The organism is Vibrio sp. 10N.247.311.49 (assembly GCF_041467655.1).
In the GTDB taxonomy this organism is placed as follows: Bacteria; Pseudomonadota; Gammaproteobacteria; order Enterobacterales; family Vibrionaceae; genus Vibrio; species Vibrio crassostreae_C.
Map to the genome: position 1 here is coordinate 1 of NZ_JBFSVA010000041.1, position 21,012 is coordinate 21,012.

Below are 21,012 nucleotides of genomic sequence, written 5' to 3' on the forward strand. Positions count from 1 at the left end.
GATGTACACGCGATGCGTCTTGGCTCCACCACTAACACTCGCCCATGTTGAGAGGCCCAAAGTGGCAGGCGCGTTGATTTACCTGATCCGGTTTCCGCCTCTACGACAAGGTGAGAATTAGCGATTTGTTCGTGGAATACGTTTTGATAAGCATCGATGGGAAGTAATGACATAAAATGGCGAGTAGCGAAAAAGTGTGAGCAAAGTATAACGAATTATCGTGTTGAAATTCGATAAGTGTGGGACAGAGGTAAGAATATCATTTTGTTTGCTCAGATCGCGGAGAAACTATTTACAATTGAATAACTAAACCGTTATCATTTTTTAGTTACCCTTTCTCCCATATTAGGCATCCAATGAACAACGATAAACGCCCTCTATATATCCCTTATGCTGGTCCTGCTCTACTAAGTACACCTCTTCTAAACAAAGGCAGCGCATTCTCTGCTGAAGAGCGCAGTTCTTTCAACCTTGAAGGTTTGTTACCGGAAACAACCGAAACAATCCAAGAGCAAGTAGGACGTGCATACAAACAATATTGTAACTTCGAAAGTGATATGGATAAGCATATCTACCTTCGTAACATCCAAGACACTAATGAAACGCTTTTTTATCGTTTAGTTCAAAACCACATCTCTGAAATGATGCCTATCATTTATACGCCAACAGTTGGCGCAGCATGTGAGAACTTCTCAAATATTTACCGTCGTGGCCGTGGTCTGTTTATCTCATACCCGAACCGCGATCGTATCGATGACCTACTGAATAATGCGACAAACCACAACGTTAAAGTTATCGTGGTTACGGATGGTGAGCGTATTCTTGGTTTGGGAGACCAAGGCATCGGTGGTATGGGTATTCCAATTGGTAAGCTAGCACTTTATACAGCTTGTGGCGGTATCAGCCCAGCTTATATGCTACCAATCGTGCTCGATGTGGGTACTAACAACCCTCAACGTCTTGCTGACCCAATGTACATGGGCTGGCGTCATCCTCGTATTACGGGTGCTGACTACGATGCATTCGTTGAAGAGTTCATCCAAGCGGTTCAACGCCGTTGGCCTGATGCATTAGTTCAGTTCGAAGATTTCGCACAAAAGAACGCAATGCCACTGCTTGAGCGCTACAAAGATCGCATCTGTTGTTTCAACGATGATATCCAAGGCACAGCAGCCGTAACGGTTGGTTCTCTACTTGCAGCATGTAAAGCAGCAAACAGCAAACTTTCAGATCAACGCATCACCTTCTTAGGTGCGGGTTCTGCAGGTTGTGGTATTGCTGAAGCTATCATTGCCCAAATGGTGTCTGAAGGTATCAGCGATGCACAAGCTCGCTCTCAAGTTTACATGGTTGACCGTTGGGGTCTGCTACAAGAAGGCATGCAAAACCTGCTTGATTTCCAACAGCGTCTGGTTCAAACCAACGAAAACACCAAAGACTGGGAAAGCGATGGCACTGGTTTCTCTCTACTAGACGTAGTTCGCCACGCGAAACCAACCGTATTGGTTGGTGTGTCTGGTGCTCCAGGTCTATTCAGCAAAGAAGTCATCAAAGAGATGAACCTACACAGTGAACGCCCTATCGTGTTCCCACTGTCGAACCCAACAAGCCGTGTTGAAGCAACTCCAAACGACATTATTCGTTGGACTGATGGCCAAGCACTTGTTGCGACAGGTAGCCCATTTGAGCCAGTCGTTCACAACGGCACAACTTACCCAATCGCTCAGTGTAACAACAGCTACATCTTCCCAGGTATTGGCCTTGGTGTATTGGCTGTGAATGCTTCACGCATCACTGACGAAATGCTAATGGAATCAAGCCGTGCACTTGCTACGTGTTCTCCACTTGCCATCAATGGTTCAGGTGCGTTACTTCCACCATTGGAAGAGATTCACACCGTATCTAAGAAGATTGCTCTTGCCGTTGGTAAGAAAGCCATTGAACAAGGTGTTGCGTTAGAGATCACAGATGAAGCTCTTCAACAAGCAATTGACCAACATTTCTGGCAACCGGTTTACCGTCGCTACAAGCGCACGGCATTCTAATAAAGCGTACTGCGCTTGGAATAAAGAGCGTTAACGACTCTTATATGAGCCTCTGCAATTGCAGGGGCTTTTTTCTTTAAACTGTCTTGTCTTTTTAACTGATTTTTCTCATTTTTATTTGGTATTATCGAGCACTCAAAAATTAATGCTCAGTGAAAGGACCATACCGAGAGTGAAATTTGATTCTCACATTATCCGTAGCTACATAAAAAAAGCTTACAAAAAACTGCAAGGTTTTCTGTTTGGCGCTTTCCTCGTGTTCTTAGTAGGCAGCGCTGCGGTTATTGCGATCGATTATTGGGTTTCATGGCAAGCGGAAGATCGCATCATCTACGATATAGATGAAGTGCCCGAGCTTGAGGTCGCCGTTGTGCTTGGCACGAGCAAATATTTGGGTCGAACACTCAACGACTATTATAAGCACCGAATCGAAGCCGCGATTGAGCTGTTCGACCGTGAAAAAGTCGACCAGTTTCTGTTAAGTGGTGATAACGCTCATCGCTCTTACAATGAGCCGTGGACGATGAAACGCGACTTGCTGAAAGCAGGTGTACCCGATGAACGCATTAACCTCGATTACGCAGGCTTTAGAACCTTAGACTCGATTGTTCGCGCTAAAAAGATCTTCGACACCGACAACTTCCTGATCATTACTCAGAAATTCCACTGTGAAAGAGCACTATTTATCGCTAATTCTTACGATATTCATGCACAATGTTTAGCGGTTTCAGGCCCTACTCATCATTCAGGCACCTCTATCCGTTTGCGTGAAGTTTTTGCGCGTACCAAAGCCTTCTTAGATTTGTATATTATGGGGACAACGCCAAAGTTCCTTGGACCTAAAGAGCCCATTCAATCGAGTCCAAAACCGGAATCATTTCCGATTCCAAACCCTATGACTGACCCCTCTGTAAACCCTGTTGTAGATCCTACAACAAACCCTATTGCAGACCCAGCAGAGACAGATGTGTAGAAAACTACACATTTTGAATTTGTTGCCTCACATTTCCCCACTGTTACACAAAAACACACCAACACGCCTTTATTAACTTAAGTAACATTCTCCCAACAAAGTCTGACCCTACATCAAGCTATATACCTCGACAATAATAAGCATGACTCAATGAAGTCGTGCACCAATACAACGAGGATAAACAAAAGGAGCGTCTTATGACGGCACTTGTTACTACACTGAAACACTGGTTGTTCACCCGCAACAGCATGATATTAATTGGTAATTTCACGCTATTCGCACTCTTGCTCAACACCCTTCCTTTCGAATCACAAGTCAATACTGGTTTGAGTATTCTCGTGTTCGTTGCGGTTCTATGGTTAACCGAAGCTATTCATGTCAGCATCACCGCTCTGCTCGTTCCACTCTTGGCTGTCTTGTTTGGTGTGTTCAATACGCCCGCAGCGCTGGCTAACTTTTCAAACCCGATCATCTTCTTATTCATGGGTGGCTTCGCATTAGCAGCTGCACTGAACAAGCAAGAGCTAGATAAAGCGATAGCTGACAAAGTGCTGCTGATAGCAAAAGGCAGAATGTCGGTCGCTGTGTTCATGTTGTTCGGTGTGAGTGCAGGCTTGTCGATGTGGATCTCAAACACAGCCACCACAGCAATGATGCTTCCTCTTGTTCTTGGCATCATGAACAAGGTTGACCAAAGTGAAGACCGCAACACCTACGTGTTCGTACTACTGGGTATCGCTTACTGTGCATCGATTGGTGGTATCGCAACCTTGGTTGGTAGCCCACCAAACGCAATTGCGGCGGCAGAAGTTGGCTTGAGCTTCACAGAGTGGATGGCACTTGGCCTACCAATCTCAATGATCTTACTGCCAATCGCGATGATTATTCTTTACGTGATGACTAAGCCGAAGCTTGACCACAAATTCGAGCTAGACCATGCCCCAGTTGAATGGACAAACAGCAAGAAAATCACACTGTCTATCTTCCTTCTAACCGTAACGCTTTGGATATTCGGTAAACCAATCAACGCAATGATTGGCGGATTCTCTAAATTTGATAGCTTGGTAGCGATTGGCGCAATTGTACTGCTTGGCGCTTCTAGAGCGGTGGAATGGAAAGACGTTGAGAAGACAACGGACTGGGGTGTTCTTATCCTATTCGGTGGTGGTATCTGCTTAAGTAACATTCTAAAAGCGACAGGAACCAGCGTATTCTTAGCACACTCACTAAGCGGATTTTTAGAAACAGCTGGCGTACTGCTTACGATTCTAGCCGTGGTAGCGTTCGTGGTATTCCTAACGGAATTTGCGAGTAACACAGCGAGTGCAGCACTTCTGGTGCCAGTATTCGCAACCATCGCTGAAGCACTTGGTATGTCGCCAGTTATTTTGTCTGCACTGATCGCTGTTGCTGCGTCTTGTGCCTTCATGCTTCCTGTTGCAACACCACCAAACGCAATCGTGTTTGGCTCGGGTCACATCAAGCAGAAAGAGATGATGCGAATCGGTATGGTGTTGAACCTAGTTTGTATCCTAGTTCTGACTCTGTTCGCTTGGATCTTCTGGTAAACACTAACGTTCTATAAGCGCATGCTTACAGGAATGCTCCCCTAAACTGGTTGAACTTCCCCCGGTTCAACCAAGACAAAAATGCCCGTTCAGCGTAAGCAAGCACTGAACGGGCATATAAAAACAAGAAACGCTTTCCCTTTTGGTGGCCCCGCGCCACCTTTTTTGTTTTGGCTTTTGGGAGAAGAACCATAAAAACGCCACACGTCACATATGCACGTGTGGCTTATAAACTCATCAAAACAATTTTCAGATTAGTGACTCAAGATCACCTGGTTTCGACCTGAATGCTTTGCTTGATATAAAGCTTCATCAGCGCGAGCAATGGTCTCTGTCACTCGCTCTTGCTTCATCTCGGCAACACCGATACTGCATGTCAGCGGATCGCCATGAACCCAAAGGTGCTGGCTAACCAATAATCGAATGCGTTCAGCTTTTATCTGCGCCTCTCCGGCTTCGGTCTCAGGGCAAAAAACAATGAACTCTTCACCACCCCATCTCACCAACTTGTCGGTAGCGCTGATCGAACTGCCCACCACCATGCTGAACTCGCGTAAAATATGGTCACCCATTTGATGTCCGTACTTGTCATTTACACTCTTGAAGTAGTCGATATCGAGATACAACATACCCAGCTTGCCATGTCCTTGCTTCACATGTTGTGACTGCATTTTCAACCAATCACGAATCGCGTGGCGGTTTAGTATTCCGGTTAACTCATCACGATGGGCCATCTCTGAAAATTCAAAATTCTGTTCTCTCAGTGCGCGATTGACGTTCTTTAAGTGGTGATGTCTTTTCTCTGCGATCACCATGCGTTTTCTTGAACGGTTTAACTCTGACAGCAAGAATACGGTGCCCGTCCCCACCCACACAAACAGTAGGATCATGAACAAGCTTTCTGCGGTGATATACGAACCTTCGAACTCAATACTGCGGATGACGATTCTGTGGTGACCGAGTTTCGCTCCAGACGCAGTAGCAAACTCAACCATATTCACATTCGAAAATTCAGGGGCCGAATGCTCTAACGCAATGTCGTTGTCAGCCAGCCACCATGTCATCACTTGCAGATTTTTGATCGGGATTTCAATCACACCACCATCGATTCCTGGAGAAAACTCCATCCCATTGTACTTGTGCGTGTACTCGTCATCAGGAACTGAATAAGCAGGGTTGTAGTTACGTAGATAGGTTCTCAAACGGCCACTAGAGTCAGCCTCCGCATGGTAATCAATGTTCACTCTAAAGGTGTGGTACTGAGAAAGGTCAAGGCCCGAGGTGATGTCAGGGTTGATACGAATCGACAGCCCACAGTAAGGCCACGGATACTCAGATTCTTTAAGTTCACAATCGAGAGTGTACTGTCCATTTTCATAGGATAACTGGGACGTACTGACTCCCCTATCAACTTGATCACTGGTCGCGATAAATTCATATTTATCAGGGGTAATTGCCGTTATCACACGATTTCCGCTCACACGGTAATACTGCACAATGGCAAGCGTTGCGATAACTAGAAAGATAACAATCTTATGGATCCACTTCACGTCTAAGCTTCCTGCTTAATATCCCTATAGTTGGGATTTCACGATAAAAAACAAGTTAGATAAATTAGTGATCTTAATACCAATAAATCACTAAAAAACGTTATATCACGCCCGAACAAAATGTCATACTATATTTTAATGGATGTATTTGCTGTTGATTATTCACGGCGAGAATCAAGTAATATTGCGTATAAAAACAGGCTCTATTTGTTATACTCATCGCATAATCATCGTTAACCGTACTGCCTGCTCACAGCGCAATCGAGTCGACGAAATAATAATCAAAATACAACGAGTAATGTCATGTCTTTATTAGCAAAAGGAACACTCAAAAAGATGAGTGCTTCCCTTGATGGCGCGGTTACCTACCGTTTGCCTGTAGGCGAAGAGTTTGTAGAGCTAAACCCTCTGATTGGTAAAACCATCAACCTCACTCACACCGGCAATATTTTTTGCTGCTCATGTGGTAAGAAAACTAAGAAGAGCTACTCTCAAGGCCACTGTTTTGTGTGCATGAAAAAGCTAGCAAGCTGCGACATGTGCATCATGAAGCCAGAGACTTGTCACTACGATGAAGGCACGTGTCGCGAGCCTCAATGGGGTGAAGAGAACTGCATGGTTGATCACTTCGTTTACCTATCGAACACATCAAGCCTAAAAGTAGGTATCACTCGTCACACTCAAATCCCTACCCGTTGGATTGACCAAGGCGCGACTCAAGGTTTGCCTATCTTGAGGGTAAAAACACGTCAGATTTCTGGCCTGATCGAAGTTGAGTTAGCAAAGCACATTGCTGACAAAACCAACTGGCGCACGCTGCTTAAAGGCGACGGCGACGATATGGAATTGGTAGAAAAAGCCAAAGAACTGTTGCCGTTGGTTGAGGATAAAATCCAAGAGATCAGAGCGAAGTTTGGTGATGATGCTATCGAGATTCTGAGCGAAAACATCACTTCATTGAGCTACCCAGTTGAACAGCACCCAGTGAAGATTGTGTCGCATAACTTTGATAAGAACCCTGAAGTGACAGGCGTACTTCAAGGCATTAAAGGCCAATACCTAATCCTAGATACTGGTGTGATTAACATCCGTAAATTTGGTTCTTACGAAGTGGAAGTGTCGGCATAACTTGTAGAACTTAAACGTTTCTTATAGTTAGAGGCGTTTCTTATAGTTAGAAGCGCTTAGTGAATAGCCAAAAACTAAAATGCCCTCAAGTGATGACTTGAGGGCATTTTTCGTTGTCGATCCTATTCGCTTTCGATGACGATTTTAGGCGTTAGAGCGCAACCACATCTCCGTCTACACAATTCTTGCCGTTGGCTTTCGCGCGATAGAGAGATTGATCGGTTAAATTCACGAGTGCATCAATCGTGACACCGTCTTCACAGGCTTGGCTATCACTGATTCCGATACTGACACTCGAATTAAATCGTAACTGTTCATCGATTCTGAATTCAACTTGATTGAACTGTTGGCGAATCTCTTCTGACACTTCGTGTGCTGTTTCAAGAGACGTGTTTGGGATAAATATAATGAACTCTTCGCCACCCCAACGGCCTGCGACTCCGCCGGCTTTCTCGGCACTGCGCTTGGTAATATTAGCCAAAGCACAAATGACCTCATCACCGACCATATGGCCGTAAGTATCATTGATCGATTTGAAGTCATCGATATCAAGCAGCATACTGACGACATGAGTATCAGAGGCAATATGTTCCCTTAACCACTCATAAATCGCTCTGCGATTGAGTAAGTCAGTCATTTCATCGTAATTCGCTTGATGAACCAATTGCTTTTCCAACATCACCTTTTGAGTCACATCTTCGAGTACAACCTGAACGGCTGGCTGACCTTTCCAAGTAATCGCATTGTCGTAAATATTGAAGAACCGATGAACGCCATCGAACCCAATATTTTCAACCACAGTGCTGGTTCCCGACAACTCACCCGACACGATCGCTTGATAGTGCTTACTGATGCCATCCGTATTCTGTTTTGGCACCAATGTAAGGATAGAGTCCAGCTTTAAAACTTGTTCTATGGAAGAACCACCCTGCATTTTAACCCACGATTGATTGACCATCAGCGGCTTGAAATCTCGGTGAACCAAGATGCCCTGCCCAGATTGCATGATCATATCGTGGTACATTTTATCTTGTTCGCGCACTACGTTTTGCAGCTGAATCGCAGGGGAAAGATCGATCACCGTGACTTGCAGTGCAGGTCTTCCCTGCCACTCCGTCACATGGTCGATAGAAAACACGGTGAACTCTCTGCCATTACGATCAACATTGGTATAGGTGTGAACCTGCGGGTCGCGTTGACCACTGACCGTTTCAAGGTAATTTTGATAGGCGAGAACATGATAATCTTCTGAGATTAAATCTAGAAAGCTATCGATATTAGAAAGTAGTTCTTCGGGCGATTGGTATCCATAGATGCGAGCATAGTTAGCGTCAACACTAACTACATTCATATCTTGAATAGTTATTACACCGTACGTGGATTCGAAATTTATTGAAGACATTGCCAACTCCGCACTCTAGCTATACTTCATAAACTGGAGCATAACAACATATCCTGCCAACGCTTCCACAGAATCTATCACGCGTTAGGGACATTAATATGGTATCTAGTATATCGTACTGTTGAGGACTTCTCTACAATTCAATCGCTAACACCAGTTATCAAAAGTAGACAAGTCTCTCATTCCTATTACGCGCGTCAAAAAACAAAAAAAGATAACGTATATCTATTTAAGCATTAGCTTTTCTGTTTTCGACCTTAAAGTAGGTAGCTAGCGCTAATCACAACTCTTTTCAAACCCGTTCATTATTCACTTCTATCGTGTTGGTTGTTCGCTTGAAAGCTAGTCAATTATTCATTCCAATCCGAAAAGTAAGCGACTAAGAAGTCGATCGCCAACCGTGCTCTCTGGGGTAAAAAACGACGATTTTGATATACGACCCAACTGCTGGTTCCTGCTCCCCAATACTCTTCAAGCACCGGGACAAGCTTTCCATTAGTCAGACCGCCATTGAAACTGCTTTTGGGAAGGTAGACAACACCAAGCCCCTCTTCACATGCTTTCAGTACTGCGCTCGAATTGTTACTGCGCCAGCGTCCATGTACTCGCACTGCATTTAACGGTTTGCCCTCTTTCTCAAATAGCCACTGATCACTGTTGGCGATAATGCAGCTGTGCATTTTTAACTGCTCTGGATGAGTGGGCGTACCAAATTGTTCTATGTAGTCTTTACTGGCTGCTGCCGCCATCGGGCGATCGACGAGCTTTCTTGCCACCAATCCTGAATCGTCCAATCGACCATAACGAATCGCGAAATCGATGCCATCTTCGATGAAGTTAACCATCTTGGTATTGAAATTCATTTCTATGGTGAGCTCAGGATGATCTTTAGCAAACTCCATCATCGCCGCTGCGACATGATTTTCTGCAAACGCGCCTGCCGCACTCACACGCAAAGTACCGCTAAGCTGAGTCTGCTGAGACGTGACTTGTTCATTGGCCTGTTGTAGCCCAATCACCAAGTCTTTGCACTGTTGGTAATAAGTGTGGCCCGATTCAGTCAGGCTAACCATCCGTGTTGAACGCGCAAGCAGGGCCACTCCCACTCTCTCTTCCAACCTTGAAACCTGCCGACTCACATGGCTGGTACTGCAACCTAGCTGTTTAGCGGCTGCTGAAAAGCCGTGGCATTCGGCGACCGCAACAAATTCATTAATCCCTTCAAAGCTATCCATACTTAATCTACTCGCATTCTATCTTTGCTATATAGCAACAATGTTTTGCCTGTTTCGTATATTATCACCTAATCAGTTTGGAACTAGTATTAGATACAACAAGGCGGCGATAGCTAAGTAACAACGCGATACCTAGCGCCTAACGAAAAGCTTCAGTGCTTAACGAAAAGCGTCAGCACCTAAATAAAAAAAACAGCAGCTCAAAGGGACGAATCATGAAAAAAATACTAATACCTGTAACTAACCACGCAACACTAGGCGATACAGATCAAGCGAATGGTACTTATGCGCCTGAACTGACTCATGCTCTCAAAGAGATCATTGCTGCGGGTTTTGAGTACGACATCGCTTCTATCAAGGGTGGTAAAGGCCCATTGTACGGAACCGATATTGAAGGGGATTCAGTAAACGCTGAGATCTTGGCTGATGATGACTTCCAAAACCGCATCAACAATACGATTCCTGTAAACCAAATTAATGCAGAAAGCTACGATGCTATCTTCTACCCAGGTGGTTTCGGTTTGCTTTCAGACCTAACAACCAACGAGCAATTCGCTGCTATTGCGGCTAAGCATTACGAAGATGGTGGTGTGATTGCGTCAGTATGTCACGGCCCTGCGGCGCTGCTTCCGATTGTTTTAAGCAACGGCGAGAAGCTACTAAGCTCTAAATCGGTGACTGGCTTTACACGTGAAGAAGAGATCGACTTTGGCACCATCAACGACATTCCGTTCCTACTGGAAGAGTCTCTTGCTCGCAGCGCAGCGCGTTTCAACAAGGTTCAACCTTGGCAAGAGCTTGTGATTGTTGATGAGCGAGTGATTACTGGCCAAAACCCAACCAGCGCGCACGCTGTAGGTGCAACTCTGGTTAAGCACCTGTCTTAGTTAAATCAACGCCAGTTATTCGAATAACTGGCGTTGATCAAATAAGCTCAATCAAATAAAAAGAGCATGCTTCCTACTCAATACTCTTGAGAGAAGCATGCTCTTTTTTCGATCTAAAGGCACAAACAGCAAAGGCAAGTGACTTCTTATTAATTACTTCTTGCTAATGGCTTCTCGCTAATTACTTCGCAAGATCCCTTCAAGCACATTGAACAGCAAGTCGATCTCTTCAATCGAGTTGTAATGCATACAACCAATACGCACCACGCCCTGCTCTTCAATACCCAACTGTTTCACCAAACCTAATGCGTAGAAATGTCCGTTCCACACACAGATATTATGTTCACCCAGCTTCTTGGCGATGAACTCTGGAGAATGGTTTTCAAAGGTAACCGCAAAGGTTGGCGTTCTTAGGTTCGAATCAAACTCTGTTTTCCCGTAAAGCTTTGCCCCTTCAAGATCAGACAAGCGTTTAAGGAAGTACTCACTGAGCTGGCTTTCATGCTTATTATAAAGCGCGTAGCTTTGCTCTAAACGAGAACGCAATGAGTCGGTTGGCTCACCAAACTGCGCCAAGTAATCCACCGCAGCAATCACACCGGCAAGGCCTTCGAAGCTTTGTGTGCCTGTCTCAAAACGGCCTGGGCCGATATTGGTTGCAGGCTCTACCTTGTAAGGCTTTAACGTGTGTAGCCATTGAGGCGCAACATAAGCAATGCCCACATGCGGGCCGAAGAACTTATACGCTGAACACGCTAAGAAATCACAATTCAGTTGCTGAACATCAATCAAATGATGAGGAGCGTAGTGAACCGCATCAACATAAACCTGAGCACCGTGCTGATGTGCAAGCTCGATAACTTTCGCCATGTCGACAATCGAGCCTGTCGTATTCGAAGCAAACGTCACAGCAACAAGCTTAGTCTTCTCATTTAACAGCGACTCAAAGTGCGCCATGTCTAGGCTGCAATCCGACTCGTCGACACGAACTTGGCGAACAATCGCGCCTTTGTCGTCTGCGGCTTGCTGCCAGCTTGATACATTCGAGTAATGGTCTAACGCAGTGACGATAACTTCATCGCCCTCTTTCCAATCGCGGCTGATCGCTCGGCTAAGTTGGAAGGTCAGCGAGGTCATGTTCGCACCGAACACAACGTTGCCAGAAGACTCAGCATTGAGTAGCGCTTGTGCCGCTTCTCGCGCTTGCTGCATTAAGCTTGTGGTCTTTTGGCTAGAAAAATAGTGGCCGCCTAGGTTTGAATTGAAATGCCCTAGGTATTCGGTCATTGAAGCTAAAACATTCTCAGGCACCTGAGATCCACCTGGACCATCAAAAAAGGTCACAGGCTTGCCGTTATGATATTGGCCTAAAGCACTAAACTGTTGGCGCACATCATTAAGAGTGAAGGACATTGCGCGCATCCTTAGCCGTTAGAACAAACACATCCATGTAGCCCATCTCATCGTGGTCTATGGTACGAATCGGCTGTGCGTTGTGCCAAAGCTTGCTGTCGGCCAGCATTGCTACTTCACCGTCTTCAAGCACTTTTCTAAAGAATGGCGCTTCATGTGAATCTTGGTACAGCATGATTTCGCCGCCCACAATGTTGTGTCGGTTAACGCCGATTAAAGCGATGTGGTCGAAGCCATCTTGGTGAACACCTTCTGGTGCAACCTGCGTTTCTTCAAAAATGGCAGCGATACGGATTTGGTGGATTTCGATTTCTTGCCCGTCTTCAAGCCCATTGGTTTCAATAAACAGTTCACACATCTCTTGCATGCCTTCGCTGCTTAGAATATTCGCTTCAATCGGCTCGAACTGACGAACAACGTCACCTTGAAAGTGATTAATGTCTTCAGACTGAACAAAGTTATGTTTGTCTAGCTCAACGACTTGTCCATTACTGAATTCAACCACTGAGTACCTTCTCAATCGGAACTGGCCATCCGCATGCTCTGTGCTTGGTAGCTTAGAGAATGATGGTGACAACTCCTTAACCGCGTGGTTACTGAGGTGGGTAATATGTAGGGTATTTTCGTGAGCATGTAACATCATCGACTCCTTAATGATTGTTAATTAACTTTCGATATTTAACGTTTTATTTACATAAAGGATACTTGAAGATCTTGCCAAATCAACATTAAACAATCATTTATCCCGTCAGATTTAATAATTCAGACACTAAATCTAACCTGAGATTCAAAAGCAGTGTATAACACCAGAATAAAAGATGACCAACTCTTAAAACTAGCACACTCCACTAGCTAGTTATAAATCCCTACAAATTTAAATTTAACGATATTATTAACTAGCAAGCCAGGTTTCATATTGTGTCAGCCCTTTCGCTTCAATACGCCAGCCTCCTTGCATGAGCTCAGGCATCACTCTCGCCATCATTCATTTCTATGCTTTTGCACAGCAAAATACGACCTACCTATCAGTTGCCAAGCTATTGATTATTTACACAACAAACTGAAATTGGTTAATTTATGACTAAGCCAGAAACCAAACGCCTTTGCTTGCGCGTCTGGAACAGGTCGAGTTCGGGGGGAACTCGACCGCCCTCAAATAGAGTGCTTTCTAATAAAACCTACAATTATAAATGATGCGTTTATTTGGAATATGATGGTCTGCCTTTATGTCCTAACTTAGAATTCGTTAAAAATAGGCGACTATAAAGATTGGGAATGTTCTACACAAAACAGATGAGAGGGTAAGCAAGCTTGAAAGGTTGGTTGCTAAAAGAGCCACCTTTGGTGACATTTACACCAAAAGTCAAAACGAAAATAAGTTAACTAGACTTAAAACGATTCACTTAGAAAATAGGGAATTTAGCTAACACTCAATTTCACTGGACTGATTTTTAAAACCGTTCTTCGAGCGCTTCTGCTGGTACATTCGCTGGTCAGCTAAGCTCAAACACTCAGAAAAATTGACACATTCAAAACTAGATGCGCTTCCAAAACTGAGGCCAGACTGAGGCCAATCAGCACTGCGAATTTGCTCTTCCACCTGAGTCACTCTAAGCTCAATCTGAGAATAGAGAGCCTCAACTTGTTTCTCTTTATCCACTTTCAACAACCAGATAAATTCGTCGCCACCAGCTCGATAAACCATTCCAAGGTCTGTAAATTTTTCTCGCATCATGCGGCTGGTGTATTCTAAAAAGCGATCCCCTTCATCATGACCATAAGTATCATTAATCGATTTAAGGCCATCACAATCGATGAAGACGATACAATAGGAATGATGTACTAATTGTTTACTCGCATCATTAAAATCCAGCCGGTTTCCAAGCCCCGTTAAACTATCCACCCTCGACTGGATATAGGTTTTCTGATGTTGATGTTGTTGAATCCGCAACCATTCAATCAGTGACAATAAAATGCAGGTACAATCTATTGCTAATGCAACAACAACGATGACTTCTGTCGATCTCTGAGTCGGCAATGGTGCAAAATGCGCAAAAATGTAATATACCAAAGCCGTGCCATAACAAAGACCACCGATCAAATAATATTTAGCGACAAAGTTTCGTTGATAAACCATCAATACGCCAGTCACTATCATTGTCGGCACCCAGATTGCCGCAATTAAATGGGACATAACAAAAGTCAACGAAAACGGGGCAAAGACATTAATAAACCCGATAATGACACACAGCCAACTAAAGGCCTGAAAGGTAAGATTAATACGAATAAAATGCTGCGGAAATCCAAACAATAATCTTGTGTAATAGCAAGAAAAAGCAACCGCAAACGGAAACAATACCATTCCAAAATAAACTGGGTTCCAGCTTTGGCTTGATAATAAGTACCCCCAAGCGCCTGAAGCGGCGAACCATCCCAGGCCATGTAGCCCAACATAACCAGCACAAGCCAGTGTGACTGGATGTTTAGTTTGAAAGTAACAAAAAAGAGCGAAAACTCCCAACGTTAGCATGACAGTAATAGAAGCTAATGTGAGCGTATTGTTGCGGAAAACGTGAATATAAAATGGATATTCAGGTTGAAGAGTGAAGTTAACTGCCTTTGGAAATTTCTTTGCTTCCAAGTAGAGCCAAAGTGTTCCAGATTCCTCCGCATCCAATATTAACGGGAAGCTTTGCCTATGCAGATGCAAGATACTCTTGTTACTTAATTGGCCAAAATCAAGTATTCGCCTTACTTGACCATTTGTTGATTGCCAGTACCCCCAACCTTGATCCAAATAGTTTGCACGGAGTGTAACTATTTGTTGTGACGACTTGATATCGGAGTTGGCCAAATCAACTCTCAACCCAAACGCCCCTTCACCACCAAATATCGTTTCAATCCTTGGAGAGGATTCAATGTGTTTTTTTAATATGGGAAAATCGACTGGATCAGATAACAAAGGCATTTTATACCATCTTACAGCTTCATTAGCTAACACAGATTGTTCCCCGCTGACCTGCAGCGGAGAAGCAAAAACCGAATTCAGGCACACAATAAACACATTGATAAAAAGGATTAGAATCTGCATAGAGTTCAAATGATTCCGCGCAATATATAAATATCAATAATAACACATACAAAAAAATAACAACCGAGAAACACTCAACAGTTCAAGTATTAACCAACATTACACCTGTTTGTAATCATGCCGTTCATACTAAAAGTGCGTCTTGTGGTCGCTTATCTGCACGCTAATTTTGATGAATTCTTGCAGCGTCTTTTGACGCAAACTTTTTAAAATAAAACATAGGATTCAGGTTCTCTTGTTTTTCTACTCATCAATGTATACGAAAAAAAGTAAATACTGCTATAGAAACACCATGATCAAGAAGGCCCTAAAAGTGAGCAATATGCATAGCTGTTTGCAAGAGCACTTTCCTTGACTTATCGCTATTGATCTAAGACACAGGATTACAAGACCATCATTTAGTTCGGTTATGTTCTAACGTATAACGATTAATTACACTTCTGCCCTTGTTTAACCTTTTATTGCCTCCATATTTTCCATACAATCCTAAGCGATTATAAATAAAAACAATTTCAATTTCGGAGTCCTCATGAGCGACGTAAAGCACTGTAATTTATTGATTCTTGGTTCTGGCCCTGCTGGCTATACAGCTGCAGTTTACGCTGCTCGTGCAAACCTAAACCCAGTTCTGGTTACTGGTATGCAGCAAGGTGGTCAGCTTACAACCACAACAGAAGTGGAAAACTGGCCGGGTGATGCTGAAGGTTTAACGGGTCCAGCTCTAATGGATCGCATGAAAGAGCACGCAGAGCGCTTTGAAACAGAAATCCTGTTCGACCACATTAACGAAGTCGACCTATCAAACCGCCCTTTCCGTCTTAAAGGCGATTCAGGCGAGTACACGTGTGATGCATTGATCATCTCTACGGGTGCATCGGCTAAGTACTTAGGTTTAGAGTCTGAAGAAGCATTTAAAGGCCGTGGCGTTTCTGCTTGTGCAACGTGTGATGGTTTCTTCTACCGCAACCAGAAAGTGGCGGTTGTTGGTGGTGGTAACACGGCTGTTGAAGAAGCACTTTACCTGTCTAACATCGCGTCTGAAGTTCACCTAGTTCACCGCCGTGACACTTTCCGCGCTGAAAAGATCCTAGTGAAACGTTTAATGGACAAAGTAGAGAACGGCAACATTGTTCTTCACACTGATCGCACGCTAGACGAAGTTCTAGGCGACGACATGGGCGTAACGGGCGTTCGCATTAAAGATACTCAGTCTGATAAAACGGAAGACATCGAAGTAATGGGCGCATTCATTGCTATCGGTCACCAACCAAACACTGAAATCTTCAAGGGCCAAGTGGATATGAAAGATGACTACATCATCGTTCAGTCAGGTCTTGAAGGTAACGCGACACAAACCAGCATCCCAGGCGTGTTCGCTGCAGGTGATGTAATGGACCACAACTACCGCCAAGCAATTACTTCTGCAGGCACAGGTTGTATGGCTGCATTGGATGCTGAACGCTTCCTAGATGGTCTTAACGATAAGTAAATCTGAGATTGCAGATTTGATTATCTGAACTCTCGCCTCAGTAGATGCAGGGCATCATCACAATTTGTTGTAAATCCCTAGAGCCCAGCGGTATATCCACTGGGCTTTCTTTTGTATACTACCCGCCCTCAACAAATAATAATTATCATTAAGCCTTCATAATGGATAAGAAAAAACAACGCAGCTTGAATAAGTGGCTTAAGCAACAGAGTAAGTTAGCGAAACGCTGGCTTATGATTGCGATTAGCCTTGGCGTACTTTCAAGCGTGTTTTTAATTGCTCAAGCAGCTCTTCTCGCCTCTATTCTTCACCAGCTGATCATCGAGAATGTCGATAAATCTGAACTGGTTGGTCATTTCGCAGGCTTGGCATTATCGGTCGTTGGCCGTGCTGGCTGTACATGGGGACGTGAGATCGCAGGTTATCGCTGTGGTGAACAGATCCGTGTTTACATCAGGCAACTCATCCTTGATAAGTTACGTGAGTTAGGCCCTGCTTACATTAAAGGCAAACCTGCCGGTACGTGGGCAACGCTGTTGCTAGAACAAGTAGAAGACATGCAAGACTTCTTCTCTCGTTACTTACCTCAGATGTCTTTATCGGTAATGATTCCATTCATTATTTTGGTTGTGGTGTTCCCAGTGAACTGGGCAGCAGGACTGATCTTCTTGATTACTGCTCCACTGGTACCGATGTTCATGGCACTTGTGGGTATGAAAGCGGCCGATGCAAACCGTAAAAACTTCAAAGCGCTGCAGCGTCTTTCTGGTCACTTTTACGACCGTTTGCAGTCCATGACGACTATTCGTCTATTTGACCGCACCAACGCTGAAACAGAAGTATTGAAAGGTGCATCTGAAGTGTTCAGAACGCGCACCATGGATGTGTTGAAAATCGCTTTCTTGTCTTCTGCGGTACTTGAGTTCTTCACGTCGATCTCTATCGCGATGACGGCGGTTTACTTTGGTTTCACCTACATCGGTGAGCTGAACTTCGGCCACTACGGTGCAGGCATTACGCTATTCGCAGGTTTGTTTATCCTTATCTTAGCGCCAGAGTTTTACCAACCTCTGCGCGACTTAGGTACGTTCTACCACGCGAAGCAACAAGCGGTGGGTGCTGCCGAGAGTATTGTTGAGTTCCTAGAAACCGACATCACTAAGGTTAAATCAGGTGACACTCAACTAGACCCAGCTCAAGGCATCAATATTGAAGCTCAAGATCTGAAAGTGTTGAGCCCTGAAGGTGTTCAACTGGTTGGCCCTATCTCGTTCGCACTGAATACTCGACAATCAACTGCATTAGTTGGCCCAAGTGGTGCGGGTAAGACAAGTTTGATTAATGCCATTCTTGGTTTCATGCCTTATGAAGGAAGCTTGAAAATCAATGGCGTTGAATTGCGTGACCTCGACTTAACCTCTTGGCGTAAAACCATTAGCTGGGTTGGTCAAAATCCGTTGCTACTGCACGGTAGCATTCGTGACAACGTCACTCTAGGTAAGCATGATATCGCTGACCAAGTTGTCGAGAATGCACTTGAGCAATCATTTGCTAGCGAGTTTGTAAACGAGCACGGCTTGGATTACATGATTTCTGATCGCTCTGGCGGCCTGTCTGTTGGTCAATCTCAGCGTTTGGCTCTGGCTCGCGCAATGATTCAAGACGGTCAGTTCTGGTTGTTAGATGAACCAACAGCCAGCCTAGATACTCGTAGCGAACAGTTAGTGATGAAAGGCATCAATAGCAACATTGAAAGCCGCACTGCCCTGCTTGTGACGCACCAACTCGCTCCTCTTAAATCAGTCGATAATATTCTGGTTATGCGCGATGGTGGTCTGGTTGAACAAGGTCATTACTCTCAGCTTTCGACTGCGGGTGGTTTATTCGAAGAGATGCTTAACGCGAACTTAGCTCAACAAGATAATAAGGGTAATTTAGATGCGTGATTTACTGCCTTACCTGAAACTCTATAAAAAGCATTGGTTTGGCCTATCGCTAGGCATGCTATTGGCTTTTGCTACTCTATCGGCTTCTATCGGCTTGTTAACGCTATCAGGCTGGTTTATTTCAGCTTCTGCGGTTGCTGGCCTTACGATTGCACGTGAAACCTTCAACTACATGCTACCAGGTGGTGGTGTACGTGGTTTAGCAATGAGCCGAACAGCGGGTCGTTGGGGTGAGCGTGTTGTGAGCCACAATGCGACATTCAAACTACTGACTGATCTGCGTATCTTCTTCTTTAAGAAGCTGGCTCCGCTGATCCCAGGTCGTATTTCAAACCTTCGTGATGCTGACCTACTGAACCGTTTGGTTGCTGATGTCGATGCAATGGACCACGTTTACTTGCGCTTAGTAAGCCCAGTGACGGTGGGTGTATTTGGGATCTTCTTCCTGACTCTGTTCTTGATGTGGTTTGATAGCTCACTAGGTTTAATCCTAGGTTCTATCCTTCTTATCATGCTGTTGGTTTGGCCAATCTTGTTCTACAAGCTTGGTAAACGTAATGGTGGTGAGCTAACACAGAACAAAGCGGATCTTCGTGTAACGACGCTTGATTGGATTGAAGGCTACAGCGAGCTAACTCTGTTCGGTGCTGAGGAGCGTTACCGTAATGCGATTCTAGAAACGCAACGCAAGCTGATGGCGAATCAGTTTGTGAATGCTAACCTAACCGGTATGGCTTCAGCTGCGCTAATGCTGTTCAACGGTTTAACGTTGGTTCTTATGCTTTGGCTTGCGGCTGACGGTGTGGGTGGTAATGCACCAGACCCGTTCATCGCGCTAATGGCATTCGCAACCATGGCAAGTTTTGAACTGCTGATGCCTATCGCAGGCGCGTTCCAGCATTTAGGTCAAACTCTGTCTTCTGCTCGTCGCTTGAATGAAGTTATTCTGTCAGAACCTGAAGTTCAGTTTGCTGAAGAGAAACTCGACATCAACAAGCCGCTTGATATTACGTTCTCAAACGTGACGTTCAACTACCCTGACTCTGAGCGCAGTGTTCTGAACGCTGTTGACCTAACGATCCCTGCCACGCACAAGGTTGCGATTGTTGGTCAAACGGGTTCTGGTAAATCGACACTGATTCAGCTTCTGACTCGCTACTGGGATCCTAAAAAGGGTTACATCTCAATCGCGGGCATTGAACTGACTCAGTGGAACGAATCACAGCTTCGTGAATCAATCAGTGTGGTAAGCCAACGTGTCGACATTCTAAATGGTACTTTGCGTGACAACTTGTTGATTGCAAGACCAGAAGCGACCGATGATCACTTAGCGAATATCCTAAAAGATGTTGGTCTAGAAAAGCTGCTGGAGAATAACGCGCTTGATAGCTGGTTGGGTGACGGTGGTCGTCAACTGTCTGGTGGTGAGAAGCGCCGTATTGGTATTGCACGTGCAATCCTTCATGATGCCCCTATCCTGCTTCTTGATGAGCCAACAGAAGGCTTAGATAAGCAAACAGAGCAAAGCATCATGACGCTGTTCGAGAAGCACTTCGAAGGCAAGACGGTTATTTTCATTACACACCGTTTGATTGGTCTGGAATCGATGGATTCTATCGTTCTGATTGAACAAGGCGAGATTGTTGAAAACGGCTCTCACGAGAAGCTGTTAAACGAAGAAGGACGTTATTTCCAACTTCGTCAGGCAATCTAGCTTCCCCTTAAGCTATAAAGAAAACTATTCAAGGCCCGAGTTTATGCTCGGGCTTTTTGTTGTCTGCGATTCTAGTCTCGAGCAACCATTCCCCCCTAAACGGTTGTTCATGCGCTGATTAGTTTTGCCCTTTCCTACAAAAACTTACCATTTACAAAGCAACGAGTTGCACACAATTCAAGTCGTAGCACATTACTATGATCATCTTTCTAGGATAATACGTATCAATCAACCTCATGGAATAACCTCCCCCTAAAATAATGGAGAACAGTGTATGTCTTTACGATTAATCGCAACAACGATAGCGCTTGTAGGTGCTAGCTTTACCGCTCAAGCGAGCTCGGAATGTGAAGTATCGATTGATGCTAGTGATCAAATGAAATTTTCAACTGACACATTAAGCGTTCCAGCGAGCTGTAAAGAAGTGAAGCTGACGCTAAACCATACTGGTTCTATGCCAGCCCAATCAATGGGTCACAACGTCGTTATAACAGACACTGCGTCGCTACAAGCAGTAGGTATCGATGGTATGTCGGCAGGTATCGACAATAACTACGTAAAACCTGACGAC

General features: G+C 44.6%; 15 protein-coding genes. 9 read left to right on the forward strand and 6 right to left on the reverse strand.

Annotated features, from left to right (window positions below; all coding sequences use genetic code 11):
- The first annotated feature begins 356 nt into the window (after positions 1 to 356).
- From AB6E54_RS22025 to AB6E54_RS22035, 3 genes are all read left to right on the forward strand, one after another.
- Positions 357 to 2,045: an NAD-dependent malic enzyme gene (locus AB6E54_RS22025; protein ID WP_372058024.1), complete on the forward strand. Its 1,689-nt coding sequence runs from the start codon at positions 357 to 359 to the stop codon at positions 2,043 to 2,045.
- A gap of 172 nt (positions 2,046 to 2,217) precedes the next feature.
- Positions 2,218 to 3,018 carry a vancomycin high temperature exclusion protein gene (locus AB6E54_RS22030; RefSeq protein ID WP_017063589.1) on the forward strand — a complete coding sequence of 267 codons (801 nt, stop codon included), beginning with the start codon at positions 2,218 to 2,220 and terminating at the stop codon, positions 3,016 to 3,018.
- 197 nt (positions 3,019 to 3,215) lie between these two features.
- The gene (locus AB6E54_RS22035) at positions 3,216 to 4,586 is read left to right on the forward strand and encodes a DASS family sodium-coupled anion symporter (RefSeq protein ID WP_017059762.1); all 1,371 of its coding nucleotides are present in this window, start codon (positions 3,216 to 3,218) and stop codon (positions 4,584 to 4,586) included.
- 254 nt (positions 4,587 to 4,840) lie between these two features.
- On the opposite strand, the gene AB6E54_RS22040 is transcribed toward AB6E54_RS22035, so the two are convergent.
- A complete protein-coding gene (locus AB6E54_RS22040) occupies positions 4,841 to 6,136 on the reverse strand; it encodes a GGDEF domain-containing protein (protein WP_065585186.1) in 1,296 nt (431 codons plus the stop codon).
- 303 nt (positions 6,137 to 6,439) lie between these two features.
- Here AB6E54_RS22040 and AB6E54_RS22045 point away from each other — a divergent pair, with 303 nt between their 5' ends.
- A complete protein-coding gene (locus AB6E54_RS22045) occupies positions 6,440 to 7,264 on the forward strand; it encodes a DUF2797 domain-containing protein (protein ID WP_372106125.1) in 825 nt (274 codons plus the stop codon).
- A gap of 151 nt (positions 7,265 to 7,415) precedes the next feature.
- On the opposite strand, the gene AB6E54_RS22050 is transcribed toward AB6E54_RS22045, so the two are convergent.
- Both AB6E54_RS22050 and AB6E54_RS22055 read right to left on the reverse strand, forming a co-directional pair.
- Complete coding sequence (locus AB6E54_RS22050; protein ID WP_371724629.1) at positions 7,416 to 8,666, reverse strand: diguanylate cyclase; 1,251 nt, start codon at positions 8,664 to 8,666, stop codon at positions 7,416 to 7,418.
- Positions 8,667 to 9,016: 350 nt separating this feature from the next.
- On the reverse strand, positions 9,017 to 9,901 hold the full coding sequence (locus AB6E54_RS22055; protein WP_372106124.1) for a LysR family transcriptional regulator: 885 nt from the start codon (positions 9,899 to 9,901) through the stop codon (positions 9,017 to 9,019).
- Between the two features lie 215 nt (positions 9,902 to 10,116).
- Between AB6E54_RS22055 and AB6E54_RS22060 the strand changes: the two genes are divergently transcribed.
- Positions 10,117 to 10,788 (forward strand): type 1 glutamine amidotransferase domain-containing protein, encoded by a 672-nt coding sequence (locus tag AB6E54_RS22060; RefSeq protein WP_372106123.1) that lies wholly within the window; start codon positions 10,117 to 10,119, stop codon positions 10,786 to 10,788.
- Between the two features lie 177 nt (positions 10,789 to 10,965).
- Here the strand turns inward: AB6E54_RS22060 and AB6E54_RS22065 are convergent, their stop codons facing one another.
- The 3 genes from AB6E54_RS22065 to AB6E54_RS22075 all read right to left on the reverse strand — a co-directional run bounded on the left by AB6E54_RS22065 (position 10,966) and on the right by AB6E54_RS22075 (position 15,292).
- A complete protein-coding gene (locus tag AB6E54_RS22065; RefSeq protein ID WP_172379683.1) occupies positions 10,966 to 12,201 on the reverse strand; it encodes a cysteine desulfurase-like protein in 1,236 nt (411 codons plus the stop codon).
- Complete coding sequence (locus AB6E54_RS22070) at positions 12,185 to 12,841, reverse strand: 2OG-Fe dioxygenase family protein (protein WP_048669265.1); 657 nt, start codon at positions 12,839 to 12,841, stop codon at positions 12,185 to 12,187. Before AB6E54_RS22070 ends, AB6E54_RS22065 begins: the two co-directional genes overlap by 17 nt.
- 783 nt (positions 12,842 to 13,624) lie before the next feature.
- Positions 13,625 to 15,292 (reverse strand): GGDEF domain-containing protein, encoded by a 1,668-nt coding sequence (locus AB6E54_RS22075; protein ID WP_372106122.1) that lies wholly within the window; start codon positions 15,290 to 15,292, stop codon positions 13,625 to 13,627.
- 529 nt (positions 15,293 to 15,821) lie between these two features.
- Here AB6E54_RS22075 and trxB point away from each other — a divergent pair.
- From trxB to AB6E54_RS22095, 4 genes are all read left to right on the forward strand, one after another.
- Positions 15,822 to 16,781, forward strand: coding sequence for a thioredoxin-disulfide reductase (trxB, locus tag AB6E54_RS22080; RefSeq protein WP_050052961.1), 960 nt, complete (start codon positions 15,822 to 15,824; stop codon positions 16,779 to 16,781).
- 161 nt (positions 16,782 to 16,942) lie between these two features.
- Positions 16,943 to 18,727, forward strand: a complete 1,785-nt coding sequence (gene cydD, locus AB6E54_RS22085; RefSeq protein ID WP_372106121.1) for a heme ABC transporter permease/ATP-binding protein CydD — start codon at positions 16,943 to 16,945, stop codon at positions 18,725 to 18,727.
- Complete coding sequence (gene cydC / locus AB6E54_RS22090) at positions 18,720 to 20,441, forward strand: heme ABC transporter ATP-binding protein/permease CydC (protein WP_372058016.1); 1,722 nt, start codon at positions 18,720 to 18,722, stop codon at positions 20,439 to 20,441. The genes cydD and cydC overlap by 8 nt, the downstream gene beginning before the upstream one ends.
- Positions 20,442 to 20,715: 274 nt before the next feature.
- Positions 20,716 to 21,012 (forward strand): plastocyanin/azurin family copper-binding protein (locus AB6E54_RS22095; protein ID WP_372169044.1); only part of this gene is annotated, 297 nt, incomplete at its 3' end.

What these genes read in the sequence shown, in the direction of transcription:
- cydC (WP_372058016.1), top strand. Translation starts at nt 18,720, where the DNA reads ATGCGTGATTTACTGCCTTACCTGAAACTCTATAAAAAGCATTGGTTT.
- AB6E54_RS22025 (WP_372058024.1), top strand. Translation starts at nt 357, where the DNA reads ATGAACAACGATAAACGCCCTCTATATATCCCTTATGCTGGTCCTGCT.
- AB6E54_RS22055 (WP_372106124.1), bottom strand. Translation starts at nt 9,901, where the DNA reads ATGGATAGCTTTGAAGGGATTAATGAATTTGTTGCGGTCGCCGAATGC.
- AB6E54_RS22075 (WP_372106122.1), bottom strand. Translation starts at nt 15,292, where the DNA reads ATGCAGATTCTAATCCTTTTTATCAATGTGTTTATTGTGTGCCTGAAT.
- AB6E54_RS22035 (WP_017059762.1), top strand. Translation starts at nt 3,216, where the DNA reads ATGACGGCACTTGTTACTACACTGAAACACTGGTTGTTCACCCGCAAC.
- trxB (WP_050052961.1), top strand. Translation starts at nt 15,822, where the DNA reads ATGAGCGACGTAAAGCACTGTAATTTATTGATTCTTGGTTCTGGCCCT.
- cydD (WP_372106121.1), top strand. Translation starts at nt 16,943, where the DNA reads ATGGATAAGAAAAAACAACGCAGCTTGAATAAGTGGCTTAAGCAACAG.
- AB6E54_RS22070 (WP_048669265.1), bottom strand. Translation starts at nt 12,841, where the DNA reads ATGTTACATGCTCACGAAAATACCCTACATATTACCCACCTCAGTAAC.
- AB6E54_RS22065 (WP_172379683.1), bottom strand. Translation starts at nt 12,201, where the DNA reads ATGTCCTTCACTCTTAATGATGTGCGCCAACAGTTTAGTGCTTTAGGC.
- AB6E54_RS22050 (WP_371724629.1), bottom strand. Translation starts at nt 8,666, where the DNA reads ATGTCTTCAATAAATTTCGAATCCACGTACGGTGTAATAACTATTCAA.
- AB6E54_RS22045 (WP_372106125.1), top strand. Translation starts at nt 6,440, where the DNA reads ATGTCTTTATTAGCAAAAGGAACACTCAAAAAGATGAGTGCTTCCCTT.
- AB6E54_RS22060 (WP_372106123.1), top strand. Translation starts at nt 10,117, where the DNA reads ATGAAAAAAATACTAATACCTGTAACTAACCACGCAACACTAGGCGAT.